10 protein-coding genes are annotated in these 12523 nt (G+C 71.0%); 1 reads left to right on the top strand and 9 read right to left on the bottom strand.

Annotation, left to right across the window (positions count from 1 at the left end):
• Positions 1-128: 128 nt before the first annotated feature.
• The 9 genes from ABIC30_RS22180 to ABIC30_RS22140 form a co-directional block, all read right to left on the bottom strand.
• On the bottom strand, positions 129-1061 hold the full coding sequence (locus ABIC30_RS22180) for an ABC transporter permease (protein WP_020093976.1): 933 nt from the start codon (positions 1059-1061) through the stop codon (positions 129-131).
• Positions 1054-1824 carry an ABC transporter ATP-binding protein gene (locus ABIC30_RS22175; RefSeq protein WP_020093977.1) on the bottom strand — a complete coding sequence of 257 codons (771 nt, stop codon included), beginning with the start codon at positions 1822-1824 and terminating at the stop codon, positions 1054-1056. The genes ABIC30_RS22180 and ABIC30_RS22175 overlap by 8 nt, the downstream gene beginning before the upstream one ends.
• A gap of 155 nt (positions 1825-1979) precedes the next feature.
• The gene (locus ABIC30_RS22170) at positions 1980-3119 is read right to left on the bottom strand and encodes an amidohydrolase/deacetylase family metallohydrolase (RefSeq protein WP_020093978.1); all 1140 of its coding nucleotides are present in this window, start codon (positions 3117-3119) and stop codon (positions 1980-1982) included.
• 138 nt (positions 3120-3257) lie between these two features.
• Positions 3258-4274, bottom strand: coding sequence for an ABC transporter ATP-binding protein (locus tag ABIC30_RS22165; protein WP_020093979.1), 1017 nt, complete (start codon positions 4272-4274; stop codon positions 3258-3260).
• Positions 4271-5284 carry an ABC transporter ATP-binding protein gene (locus ABIC30_RS22160; RefSeq protein WP_020093980.1) on the bottom strand — a complete coding sequence of 338 codons (1014 nt, stop codon included), beginning with the start codon at positions 5282-5284 and terminating at the stop codon, positions 4271-4273. The genes ABIC30_RS22165 and ABIC30_RS22160 overlap by 4 nt, the downstream gene beginning before the upstream one ends.
• The gene (locus ABIC30_RS22155; RefSeq protein ID WP_020093981.1) at positions 5284-6258 is read right to left on the bottom strand and encodes an ABC transporter permease; all 975 of its coding nucleotides are present in this window, start codon (positions 6256-6258) and stop codon (positions 5284-5286) included. Before ABIC30_RS22155 ends, ABIC30_RS22160 begins: the two co-directional genes overlap by 1 nt.
• A complete protein-coding gene (locus tag ABIC30_RS22150) occupies positions 6255-7196 on the bottom strand; it encodes an ABC transporter permease (protein ID WP_020093982.1) in 942 nt (313 codons plus the stop codon). The genes ABIC30_RS22155 and ABIC30_RS22150 overlap by 4 nt, the downstream gene beginning before the upstream one ends.
• Positions 7197-7462: 266 nt before the next feature.
• Positions 7463-9049, bottom strand: coding sequence for an ABC transporter substrate-binding protein (locus ABIC30_RS22145; protein ID WP_103985569.1), 1587 nt, complete (start codon positions 9047-9049; stop codon positions 7463-7465).
• Positions 9050-9529: 480 nt separating this feature from the next.
• Positions 9530-10807, bottom strand: coding sequence for a polyhydroxyalkanoate depolymerase (locus ABIC30_RS22140; RefSeq protein WP_020093984.1), 1278 nt, complete (start codon positions 10805-10807; stop codon positions 9530-9532).
• A gap of 282 nt (positions 10808-11089) precedes the next feature.
• On the opposite strand from ABIC30_RS22140, the gene ABIC30_RS22135 reads away from it, so the two are divergent.
• The gene (locus ABIC30_RS22135; protein WP_020093985.1) at positions 11090-12481 is read left to right on the top strand and encodes an ActS/PrrB/RegB family redox-sensitive histidine kinase; all 1392 of its coding nucleotides are present in this window, start codon (positions 11090-11092) and stop codon (positions 12479-12481) included.
• The last annotated feature ends 42 nt before the right edge of the window (positions 12482-12523 follow it).

Below are 12523 nucleotides of genomic sequence, written 5' to 3'. Positions count from 1 at the left end.
GTGCCCCGACCCCCCCGACCCCTGGCCCCGCTCCCCCGGGGGGGTTTGCCCTGGGGGTCTCGCGCCCCCGGCACGTGCATGCGGGGGGGGCGGGGGGGGGGGCGGTCCGCCCCGGGGCCCGGCCCCGCTCAGGCCTGCATGCCCCAGCGCTGGACGGTGCGCCGCTCGATCGTCTGGAAGATCAGGTTCTCGACCACGAGACCGATCAGGATCACGGTGAGCAGCCCGGCGAACACGTTCGGGATGTCGAGCATGTTCTTGTTCTCGAAGATGAACCAGCCGAGGCCGCCCGCCCCGGACGACACCCCGAAGACCAGCTCGGCGGCGATCAGGGTGCGCCACGCGAAGGCCCAGCCGACCTTCAGGCCGGTGAGGATCGACGGAAAGGCCGCCGGGATCAGGATCTTGCCGATCAGCCGCGGGCCCGACAGTCCGTAATTGCGCCCGACCATCTTGAGCGTGCGGCTGACCGACAGGAAGCCCGAATGGGTGTTGAGGGCGATCGCCCAGGTCACCGAGTGGACCAGCACGAAGATCAGGCTGCCGTTGCCCAGGCCGAACCAGATCAGCGCCAGGGGCAGGAGCGCGATCGCCGGCAGCGGGTTGAACATCGACGTCAGCGTCTCGAGCAGGTCGGTCCCGATCCGCGACGCGATGGCGACGCCGGTGAGCACGGTCGCCAGGGCGACGCCGGCGGCGTAGCCCATGAGCAGTACCTTCAGCGAGCTCCAGGCCCGGGCCGGCAGCGTGCCGTCCGCGATGCCCCGGAAGAAGGCCTCCACGGTCGCCGTGAAGGTCGGGAACAGGAGGTCGTTGTCGAGATAGCGCCCGTAGGCCTCCCAGATCCCGGCGAGGAGCACGAGGATCACGATCTTGCGCAGCCACGCCTGGTTGTAGAGGCGCTCGGTGATCGACAGCGGCTTCTCCACCACCGCGGCGCCGTGGGCGTGGCCGGTCTCGCGCACGATCTCGGGCCGGCCGGACGGCGGCAGGGACGACAGACGCGGCGCGGCGCTCGGCCCGGCCAGCGGGGCGCCGCTCAGGGCTTGCGCGCTAGACATTCTCCGCCTCCTGGATCTCTTCCGAGAACAGCATGTGCTGGATCCGGCCCTCGAGCTGCAGCGCCGCCTCCGGCGACGCGGCGCTGTTGAGCTCGGCCTTCACCTCGCCGGGATGGGGCGAGAGCAGCAGGATGCGCGAGCCGACCTTGATCGCCTCGGGGATCGAGTGGGTGACGAACAGCACGGTGAAGCGCGTGCCCTCCCACAGGGCGAGCAGTTCGTCCTGCATGCGTCGCCGGGTGAGCGCGTCGAGCGCCGCGAAGGGCTCGTCCATCAGCAGGATGTCGGGCTCCATCGCCATGCCGCGGGCGATGGCGACGCGCTGCTTCATGCCGCCCGACAGGGTGTGGGGGTAGCTGTCGGCGAATTTCGTGAGGTTGACCTTGTCGATGTAGAGGTTGGCCCGGTCCAGGGCCTCGCGGCCTCTCAGCCGGCCCGAGGCCTCGAGGGCGAAGACCACGTTCTGCCGGACCGTCTTCCACGGCAGGAGCTGGTCGAATTCCTGGAACACCATCATCCGGTCGGGGCCGGGCTCGGTGACCGGGCGCCCCTTCAGGCGAATCTCGCCCTCGGTCGGTGCCATGTAGCCGCCCACCGCCTTGAGCAGGGTCGACTTCCCGCATCCGGACGGCCCGAGCAGGACGAAGCGGTCCCCGGGCCAGACCCGGAAGCTCACCCGGTAGGTGGCCGTGACGAGGTGCTCGGGCGTCTTGTAGCGGAGCGTGACGCCGTCGACCTCCAGCAGAGGCTGACCCGTGTCCATCCATCCTCCCTGGCGCCGCGGTTTGAACCGCGTTTCGCTGAGGGCCGGAGATGGTCCGTCCCTCACGGGAAAGTGTATCGGCCCGCGGAAGAGGCTGTAAAGGTCGATATTTTGTATGCGATGGGATCTTCGTCCCGATCGTCAGGCCCGACGGGTCAGGCCGGGTGCCACCACCGGCCCTTCAGCACCACGCCCTCGGCGGTGATCCGCCGGTCGCCCGTCATGTGCTCGCCGCGCGTGTCGACGTAGTCGAACGCGCCGTCCCGCACCGCCAGCACCGTGGCGTCGCCGAGCGCTCCGACCTTCAGGGTCCCGTACTCCATCCGCTTCAGCGCCACGGCGGCGTTCACCGTGGAGGCGGCGACGACCTCGGTGAGGCTCATGCCGAGGCAGAGCATCTTCGACATGGTGGTGACCTGGTCGAAGGCCGGCCCCTCGATGCAGAGCTGGTGCACGTCCGACGAGATCGTGTCGGGCAGGAAGCCCCCCGCCAGCATGGCCCGCGCGGTCCTGAAGGCGAAGGAGCCTTTGCCGTGGCCGATGTCGAACAGCACGCCCCGCGCCCGCGCCTCGCGGAGCGCCGGCTTCACGGCGCCCTGGGCCGTGATGGGCGAGTTCGGGAACGGCCGGAACGCGTGGGTCAGCACGTCGCCGGGCCTCAGCATGGCCAGCACCTGCTCGTAGCTCGGCGGCGGCTCGTCGATATGGGCCATCAGCGGCAGGCCTGTCTCCTCCGCGACCTGCAGGGCGATGTCGAGGGGCGCGGTGCCCTGGTCGCCCGAGGCGTGGCGCCCGACCCGGACCTTGATGCCGACGATCACGTCCCGGTTGGCGTCGGCGACCTCGACCGCCTCCCGGGGCGCCAGGAGCCGCGGGTCCTCGCTCTCGCCGACCATGATGGTCTTCGAGAAGCCGAAGATCCCCGCGAAGGAGACGTGCAGGTATGCGAGGATCCGCGCCTCGGACCGCTCGATCACGTGGCTGCGGAAGCCGGCGAAGTTGCCCGGCCCGGCGCTGCCGGTATCGACCGAGGTGGTCACTCCTGAGGTCCGGCAGAACTCGTCGGCGTCGATGCCGAGCGAGGTGCCGCCCCAGTAGACATGGGTGTGCAGGTCGATCAGGCCCGGCGTGACGATCGCGCCGGCCATGTCGCGGACCTGCGTGCCGGGGCCCGCCGGCAGGTCGCGGCCGAAGCCCGAGACGCGGCCGTCCGCGAAGGCGACGTCGCAGATCCCGTCGTGGTTCTGCGACGGGTCGATGACCCGGGCGCCCTTCAGGATGAGGTCGTGCTGCACGAGAGACTCCGGATGTGGTTCGCGGGAATCCGACCCGTCCTCGCGAGCGCAGCGAAGCGAAGCGACCCAGGGATCCGCCACGCTCGGGGATCGCGCGCTGCCCTGGGTCGCTTCGCTGCGCTCGCGAGGACGGCGCCGTCAGGCCGCCCGGGCGGGCACGGCCGTGTCGTTGAGGTGGCAGGCGGCGAAGTGGCCGGCGCCGACCGCGTCGAGGCCCGGCACCTCGGTCCGGCAGCGGTCGAAGGCGTGCGGGCAGCGGGTGTGGAAGCGGCAGCCGGAGGGCGGGTTGATCGGGCTCGGCACGTCGCCCTTGAGCACGATGCGGGTGCGCCCGGCCCCGGGCTCGGGGATCGGCACCGCCGAGAGCAGGGCCTGGGTGTAGGGGTGCTTGGGCGCCAGGAAGAGATCCCGGCGGGGGCCGATCTCGACGATCTTGCCGAGATACATCACCGCGACGCGGTGGGTCATGTGCTCGACGATGGCGAGGTCGTGCGAGATGAACAGCATCGCGAGGTCGAGTTCGCGCTGCAGGTCGCGCAGCAGGTTGACGATCTGCGCCTTCACCGAGACGTCCAGCGCCGAGACCGCCTCGTCGCAGATGATCAGGTCCGGCTCGGCGGCGAGCGCCCGGGCGATGCCGATGCGCTGGCGCTGCCCGCCGGAGAACTCGTGCGGGAAGCGCCCGAGCGCCTCGCGCGGCAGGCCGACCCGCTCCATCAGGCTGGCGAGGCGGGATTCGAGGTCGGCGGCGTTGCGGGCCAGCCCGAAATTGCGGATCGGCTCGGCCAGGATCGCCCGCACCCGCATCCGCGGGTTGAGCGACGAGAACGGGTCCTGGAACACCATCTGGATGTGGCGCCGCAGGGGCCGGAGCGCTCCGGCCGAGAGGTCGTCGATGCGGCGCCCGTCGAGCACCACCTGGCCGGCGGTGGGCGCGTAGAGGCGCATCAGCGCCTTGGCGACGGTAGACTTGCCGCAGCCGGACTCGCCGACGAGCGAGAGGGTCTCGCCCCGGGCCACCGTGAAGGACAGGCCGTCCACCGCCTTGAGCACGCGCTTGGACTGGCCGAACAGGCCGCCGCCGAGGGCGAAGTGCTTCTTGAGGTCGTTGACCTCCAGCAGGGTGCGGGCGGCGGGTGCGGGCGTGGCGCTCATGCCGCGAGGGCGTCCTTCGGCGCGTAGTGGCAGGCGGCGAGGTGGCCCGGCGCCTTCGGCTCCAGGGCCGGCGCGTAGGCGCGGCACAGGTCGGTGACGTCCGGGCAGCGCCCGGCGAAGACGCAGCCCTCGATCCGGCCCTTCAGGCTCGGGACCATGCCGGGGATCTCGGCGAGCCGCGCGTCGGCGCCGTGCTCGACGGCGCCGAGCTTCGGCACCGCCCCCATCAGGCCGCGGGTGTAGGGGTGGCGCGGCGACCGGAACAGCTCGCGGACCGGCGCCTCCTCGACCTTGCGGCCGGCATACATCACCACCACCCGGTCGGCGACCTCGGCCACCACGCCGAGATCGTGGGTGATCAGCATGATCGCGGCCCCGACCCGGGCCTTCAGGTCGCGCATCAGGTCGAGGATCTGGGCCTGGATGGTCACGTCCAGCGCCGTGGTCGGCTCGTCGGCGATCAGGAGCTTCGGCGAGCAGGCGAGCGCGATGGCGATCATCACCCGCTGGCGCATGCCGCCGGAGAGCTGGTGCGGGTATTCCCGCACCCGGCGCCGCGGCTCGGGGATGCCGACCAGCGTCAGCATCTCCACGGCCCGCTCCTCGGCCTCCCGGCGGCCGAGCCCCTGGTGCAGCCGCAGGGTCTCGCCGATCTGGCGGCCGACCGTCAGCACTGGGTTCAGCGAGGTCATCGGCTCCTGGAAGATCACGCTGATGTCGTTGCCGCGGATCTTGCGCATGGCGCTGTTCGGCAGGTCGAGGAGGTTCTTGCCCTCGAACTTGATCGCGCCGGCGATGCGGGCCGGCGGCTCGGGCAGGAGCCGCAGGATCGACATCGAGGTCACCGACTTGCCGCAGCCGGACTCGCCCACGATCGCCAGGGTCTCGCCCGACTGGATCGCGAACGAGACCCCGTCCACCGCCCGATTCACCCCGTCGGGGGTGCGGAAATGGACCTGCAGGTTCTCGATCGACAGGAGAGGGGTGCCGCTCATGCTGCCGGTCCTCATCAGACGTCTTTCGCCATGCGGGGGTCGAGGGCGTCGCGCAGGCCGTCGCCGACGAGGTTCACGGCGAGCACCGTCATCGAGAGGAAGATGGCCGGGAACAGGATGATGTAGAACTTCACCTGCCAGAGGGCCCGGCCCTCGGCCATGATGTTGCCCCAGGAGGGCGTCGAGGGCGGCACGCCCGCGCCGATGAACGACAGGATCGCCTCGGTGATCATCGCGGAGGCGCAGATGTAGGTCGCCTGCACGGTCATGGGCGCCAGCGTGTTGGGCAGGATGTGGCGCCAGATGATCGCCGGCATCCGGGTGCCGGTGGTGACCGCCGCCTCGACGTAGGGCTGCTCGCGCAGCGACAGCACCACGCCGCGCACGAGGCGGGCGACGCGCGGGATCTCCGCGATGGTGATCGCGATGATCACGTTCTGGACCGAGCCGCGGGTGAGCGCCATCAGCGCGACCGCGAGCAGGATCGGCGGGATCGACATCATGCCGTCGACGACCCGCATGACGATCCCGTCGAGCCAGCGCACCATGCCGGAGACGAGGCCGACCGCGAGCCCCGCGACCGAGGCGAGGAACGCCACCGAGAAGCCGACCAGCAGCGAGACCCGGGCGCCGTAGACCACCCGCGAGTAGACGTCGCGGCCGAGCATGTCGGTGCCGAACCAGTACTGCGCCGACGGGGCCCGGGTGCGCTTGGCGGGCGCCAGGGCGGTCGGGTCGACGGTGCCGAGATAGGGGGCCAGCACCGCCATCAGGAAGACGATGAGGAGCAGCACGCCGCCGACCACGATGGTCGGGTTGCGGCGCACATAGGTCCAGACCCGGCCCCGGCGCTTGCGGGCCGGGATGACGTCGGGCAGCGGCGCCGCGACGGCGAGGCCCGGCGGCGGGGGCGCCTTGGGGGTGATTCCCTCGGGCGAGGCGCCCGCCTGCGGGGCGCTGCTGGGGAAGGGCGCGACGGTCGCGGTCAATAGCGGATCCTCGGGTCGAGCACGGTGTAGAAGAGGTCGATGGCGAGGTTCACGAGCACGTAGACGAAGCTGAACAGCAGCACGACGCCCTGGATGACCGGGTAGTCGCGCCGCAGGATCGCGTCGACGGTGAGGCGCCCGAGGCCGGGGATCGCGAAGACCGTCTCGGTCACCACCGCACCGCCGATCAGCAACGCGATGCCGATGCCGATCACGGTGACGATCGGCACCGCGGCGTTCTTGAGGGCGTGGACGAACAGGACCGGCCCCTGCGACAGCCCCTTGGCCCGGGCCGTGCGCACGTAATCCTGCTGGAGCACGTCGAGCATGGTCGCGCGGGTCACCCGGGCGATCAGCGCGATGTAGACGAGGCCGAGCGTCACCGCCGGCAGGATCAGGTTGGACAGCCAGGGCCACACACCCTGCTCGATCGGCGTGTAGCCCTGCACGGGCAGCCAGCCGAGCTCGAGGGCGAAGACGTAGGCCAGGATGTAGCCGACCACGAAGACCGGCACCGAGAAGCCCGTCACGGCGAGCCCCATCACGAGGCGGTCGATCAGGCTGCCGGCCTTCCAGGCGGCGACGACGCCCAGCGGCACCGCCACCACGATGGCGAAGACCAGGGTGACGAGCATCAGCGAGACGGTGGGCTGCACCCGCTGGCCGATCATGGTGGTGACCGGCAGGTTGGTGAAGATCGAGGTGCCGAGATCCCCGTGGAGGATCTGCCAGGACCATTCCCAGAACCGCACCAGGAACGGCCGATCGAGGCCGAGCGTGGCGCGGATGCGGGCGACGTCGTCGGGGGTCGCCTGGTCGCCCGCGATGATCGCCGCCGGGTCGCCCGGGGCGAAGTAGAGGAGGCTGAAGACGAACAGCCCGACCACCGCCATGACCGGGATGGTGGCGAGGATGCGCCTGCCGATATAGCCGAGCATGGGGCCTCGCTAGGCTGTGGGCGGGAGGGCGCGGCGGGTGCGGCCGCCCCTGCCCCCCTCGCGGGTGCCGACCTTCACGCGTCCGGGTCGGGCGCGAACGCCGGCGGCGGAGCGCGACGCGCCCCCGCTCCCGTGCGGGAGAGGGACAGGAGAAGGGACCCGCGCCCCGTCCCGCGACCGCGTTGCCGAGCGCGGTATCCGAAGCCGGGAGCCCGCCCGAGAGACCGGGCGGGTCGGGCGACCCGACGTGGCGAGAGCGGGCGCCATCACGCCTTCGACACGCCCCAGGTGAAGGGGATCGGCCCCTTCACGATGCCCGAGACGTTCTTGCGCCACGCCTGGTAGCCGAGGAAGAACCCGGTGGGCACGTAGACCACGCCCTCGCAGGCGGCGGCGTTGACCTTGTCGATGGCGGCCTTCTCGGCGGCCGGGTCGGCGGCGTCGAACCACTCGGCGATGGCGGTCTCCACCGGCGGGATGTTCGGCCAGCCGAACCACGCCTTGTCGCCGCTCGCCCGCACCGCCGGGTAGCCCGCCGGATTGATGCAGTCGGCGCCCGCGTGCCAGGTGTGGAACATGTTCCAGCCGCCCTGAGGCGGCGGCGCCTTGGAGGCCCGGCGGGTGCCGGTGGTGCCCCAATCGGTGGCGACGAAGTCGACGTTGAAGCCCATCTTCTTCAGGAGATCGGCGGTGATGTCGCCCTGCGCCTTGGTGATCCCCTGGTCCTGCGCCACGATGCAGACCACCGGCTCGCCCTTGTAGCCGGCCTCCTTGAGCAGCTTCTGGCCGAGCTTGATGTCGCCCTTGCCGACATTGCCGCCGCCCGCCTCGCTGTAGAGGGGTGTGCCCGGCGTGAAGAAGCCCGGCAACGTCTTCCACAGGCTGTCGTCGTCGCCGACGATCGCCCGCATGTAATCCTCCTGGCTCATCGCGGTCATGACCGCCTGGCGGATCTTCGGGTTGTCGAAGGGCGGGTGCAGGTGGTTCATCCGGAACGACCCGACATTGCCGAGCGGGTCGGCGATGTCGACGTTGAGGTTGCTGTTCTTGCGCAGCAGCGGCACGAGGTCGGAGATCGGGTTCTCCCACCAGTCGACTTCGCCGTTCTGCAGGGCCGCCGACGCGGTGGCGGCGTCCGGCATGATCACCCACTCGACCCGGTCGACCAGCATGCGCTTGCCGCCCGCGAGCCAGGAATTCGGCTCGTCGCGGGGCTTGTAGTCGGTGAAGGTCTCGAACACCGCCCGGGCGCCCGGCACCCACTCGTTGCGGACGAACTTCATCGGGCCCGAGCCGACATACTCGGAGATCTGCGTGAACGGGTCGGTCTTGGCGATCCGCTCCGGCATCATCAGCGCCATCGGCGCGTTGGTCTTGCCGAGCGCGTAGAGCAGCTTCGGGAACGGCTTCTTCAGGCGCCACTGGAAGGTCCTGTCGTCGGTCGCCGCGAGGTCGTCTTGGATGCCGCGGATCATCAGGCCGATCGGGTCGCGGGCCATCCAGCGGGTGAGGCTCGCCACCACGTCCTTGGCGAGAACCGGCTCGCCGTCGTGCCACTTCAGGCCGGGGCGCAGCCGGAAGGTCCAGGTGAGCTTGTCGCCCGAGACCTCCTCGGACTCGACCATCTGGCGCTGCGGCTTCAGCTGCGCGTCGACGCCGTAGAGCATGTCCCAGACGAGGGTGCCGGCGTTGCGCACCACGTACTGGGTCCCCCAGATCGGGTCGAAATTCGCGAGGTTCGCCTGCGGCACGAAGCGCAGGACCTTGCCCCCCTGCGCCAGGGCCGGCCGCGCGAGCTGCGGCGCAGCCAAACCGAGCGCAGCCGAACCCTTGAGAAAGGTCCTGCGGTCCATCGTCTTCTCCCTGGCGGTGCGGATCTCAAGCATCGGTCGCCGGCCCGCACCTTGCGGGCGAGTTTGAACGGTTCTGATGCGCGGGCGCAATGGCCCGTGGTGACAACGACGTCCGGGCGCGCGTCCGCACCGCCGCCGGCCTCGGGGCGACGGCGGCATGGAGAGGGGCTGTGTCGGTGCGGCTCGAACTCACGGGCCGCGTCTCGCAAGGCCCGCGCCAGCCCGGCCGTGACTGCGTTATGTATTCAGGAACGCGGAGCGCGCGGCGTCTCGGTCGACATGTCCCGCACCGTCATCGCGAGCGCAGCGATGACGGCTGTGCCGACATCATCGATCGGAAACGGGATCGCACAGCGTTTCGCAGCTCGGGATCGAGCGCGAGGCCGGAGATCCCCTCGCCCTTCGGTCTGCGCTGTGTGAGTCCGCGACCCCCCCCGCGGAGGAGGGCCAGCCGGGGCGGCGGGCACCGGAATGGACGCCTCAGCCCACCTGCCGCAGGTGGCCGCCCCGCGCGCCCGGAACCGCCTGCATGGCGCGGATGAAGGCCGCGATGCGGGGGGCGATCACCGACCGGTAGCGCGAGCCGTTGAACACCCCGTAATGGCCGACGCCGGCCTGGAGGTGGTAGGCCTTGCGCGCTTCCGGAAGGTTCGGCGTCAGGTCGAGGGCCGCCTTGGTCTGGCCGACGCCGGAGATGTCGTCGTTCTCGCCCTCGACCGCCAGGATCGCGCAGCGGCGGATGGCGCCGAGATCGACCGGCGTGCCGCGGTGCGTCATCTGTCCCGTCGGCAGGGCGTGGTCGACGAACACGGTCTGCACGGTCTGGAGGTAGTACTCGGCCGTCAGGTCCATCACGGCGAGGTACTCGTCGTAGAACTCGCGGTGCTTCTCGGCCGAGTCGCCGTCGCCCGTCACCAGATGGTCGAACATGTCCGAATGGGCGGTGACGTGGCGGTCGAGGTTCATCGCCATGAAGCCCGACAGCTGCAGGAAGCCCGGATAGACCCGGCGCCAGGCGCCCGGGTAGATCGGCGGCACGAGGCTGATCGTGTTCTGCTCGAACCACTTCTGGCCACGCTCCTGCGCGAGGCAGTTCACCGCGGTGGGCGAGCGGCGGGTGTCGATCGGGCCGCCCATCAAGGTCATGGAGGTCGGCACCGCCGGCTCGTCGGCCGCCTCCATCAGCGCCACCGCGGCGAAGACCGGCACCGCCGGCTGGCACACCGCCATGACGTGCAGGTCCGGCCCGAGGACCGCGAACATCTCCTGCAGGTAGTCGATGTAGTCGTCGAGATCGAACTGGCCCGCGAAGAGCGGCACCATCCGGGCGTCGGTCCAGTCGGTGATGAACACCCGGTGGTTCGGCAGCATCGCCTCGACGGTGCCGCGCAGCAGCGTGGCGTAGTGCCCCGACATCGGCGCGACGATCAGCAGCTTGGGCTGCGGCTCCGCGGGGGCCGCCGGGAACGCGCGGTCGAAGGCGATCAGGCGGCAGAACGGCCGCTCCCAGACCACCCGCTCGGTGACCGGGACCGCCGCGCCGTCCACCACCGTCTCGGTGAAGCCGAAGGCGGGCTTGCCGTACTGGCGGGTGACGCGCTCGAACATCTCGCAGCCGGCGCTGACCGCGCGGGCGTAGGGTCCGTAGGCCAGGGGATTGCCCGGCATCTGCAGCCCGTAGCGGGTGAGGTCGGCGGCGACGCGGGCGGGTGCCATCAGGGCGCGCGCGCCCTCGTACAGGGAATAGGCCAGCAGCATCGTCACCTCGCGGTCTCGCTCCGGCCGCGGGCATCGAGCCGCGCGGCCCATACCCCCTGCAACCCGAGTCGGTAGGATAATGCTCCACCCTGAACGCGGGCGGAACATCCCGGAGCTGCGGCGACTTGCCTGTGACCACGTCCGCGGGCGATCGTCCGCCAGCGACGACGTGTCCGGGGCGGTGAGCCGGGATTCCCATCGCCGCGTCATGCGAAGGGAGTCCACGGGACGCCGCGCCGGCGGGTCCGTCCGGCGACGCACCGATACAGCCCGTTACAGCCCATGCCCGATACCGATCTCAGCGGCCTCGGTCGCGACGCGCGACACCTGCGGCTCGACACCTTCGTCCGCCTGCGCTGGCTCGCCATCACGGGCCAGAGCGCGGCGGTCGTCGGGGCGCAGTTCGGCCTCGGCCTGCCGCTGCCGTTCGGCTGGTGCTTCCTGGTGATCGCCACCTCGTCCTGGCTGAACCTCGCCCTGCGGATCCGCTTCCCGGCGAGCTACCGGCTCAGCGACGATTCCGCGGCCCTGCTCCTCGCCTTCGACATCGTGCAGCTCGCGGCCCTGCTGTTCCTCACGGGCGGGCTCCAGAACCCGTTCTCGCTGCTGTTCCTCGCCCCGGTGCTGATCTCCGCCACCGCCCTACCCCCCGAGCGGACCCTGGCGCTGGGCCTCCTGGCGGTGGGCCTCGCGACGCTGCTCGCCCTGGTGCACCGGCCCCTGCCCTGGTTCGCGGACGGGCGGATCGAGCTGCCGTTCCTGTACGTCTCCGGCGTCTGGACCGCGATCCTGCTCGGCACCGCCTTCACGGGCGTCTACGCGTGGCGGGTCGCCGAGGAGACCCGGCTCCTCGCCCAGGCGCTCGCCGCCACCGAGCTGGTGCTCGCCCGCGAGCAGCACCTGTCGCAGCTCGACGGGCTCGCGGCCGCGGCTGCCCACGAATTGGGCACACCGCTGGGCACGATCATGGTGGTGACCAAGGAGCTGATCCGCCAGCTCGGCCCCACCGCCTCGCCGGCGGTGGCGGAGGATCTCAACCTGCTGCGCGAGCAGGTCGACCGCTGCCGCGGCATCCTCGGCAAGCTGACCTCCCTCGACGGGGACGGGGCCGGGGCCGGCTTCCTGGAGACGGTGACGTTCAGCCACCTCGTGGAGGAGCTGGTGGCGCCGCAGCGGGCACTCGGCGCTGCCCTCGCCGTCACCAGCGCCGGCGAGGGGCCGGAGCCGGCCTGCCGGCGCAACCCGGGCGTCATGTTCGGGCTCGCCAACATCCTCGACAACGCCGTCGACTTCGCCGAGGCCGGCGTCACCGTCGAGGGGCGCTGGACGCCCGACCGGGTCTGGATCGAGATCCGCGACGACGGCCCGGGCTTCTCCAGCGAGGTGCTGCTGCGGGCGGGCGAGCCCTACGTGACCACCCGCAGCCACGACCGGCCGCAATCCGGCGGCACCGTGGGGGCCGGCCTCGGCCTCGGGCTGTTCATCGCCAAGACCCTGATCGAGCGCTCGGGAGCGCAGCTCGCCCTGATGAACGTCGCGGCGCCGGACGCCCACGGGGCGATCGTGCGCGTCTCCTGGGCCCGCCACATCTTCGAGCGCGGCGCCGCGCCGCGACATTCTCCGGAACTCAGTATCCGCGCCCCCCTGCCACCGGGCGATGCCGTACCTATATGAGGGACAGACCAAGAACCCGACGACGAAAACCCGAAAGGAGTG

It is taken from the genome of Methylobacterium sp. 1030 (assembly GCF_040544715.1).
GTDB lineage: Bacteria > Pseudomonadota > Alphaproteobacteria > Rhizobiales > Beijerinckiaceae > Methylobacterium.
The sequence above is the reverse complement of the archived record's forward strand: the minus strand, read 5'-3'. Positions and strand labels throughout refer to the sequence as shown.

Bases quoted from the DNA above. Each gene is read 5' to 3' on its own strand.
- ABIC30_RS22145 (WP_103985569.1), bottom strand. From the start codon at position 9,049: ATGGACCGCAGGACCTTTCTCAAGGGTTCGGCTGCGCTCGGTTTGGCT.
- ABIC30_RS22140 (WP_020093984.1), bottom strand. From the start codon at position 10,807: ATGCTGCTGGCCTATTCCCTGTACGAGGGCGCGCGCGCCCTGATGGCA.
- ABIC30_RS22150 (WP_020093982.1), bottom strand. From the start codon at position 7,196: ATGCTCGGCTATATCGGCAGGCGCATCCTCGCCACCATCCCGGTCATG.
- ABIC30_RS22135 (WP_020093985.1), top strand. From the start codon at position 11,090: ATGCCCGATACCGATCTCAGCGGCCTCGGTCGCGACGCGCGACACCTG.
- ABIC30_RS22160 (WP_020093980.1), bottom strand. From the start codon at position 5,284: ATGAGGACCGGCAGCATGAGCGGCACCCCTCTCCTGTCGATCGAGAAC.
- ABIC30_RS22175 (WP_020093977.1), bottom strand. From the start codon at position 1,824: ATGGACACGGGTCAGCCTCTGCTGGAGGTCGACGGCGTCACGCTCCGC.
- ABIC30_RS22165 (WP_020093979.1), bottom strand. From the start codon at position 4,274: ATGAGCGCCACGCCCGCACCCGCCGCCCGCACCCTGCTGGAGGTCAAC.
- ABIC30_RS22180 (WP_020093976.1), bottom strand. From the start codon at position 1,061: ATGTCTAGCGCGCAAGCCCTGAGCGGCGCCCCGCTGGCCGGGCCGAGC.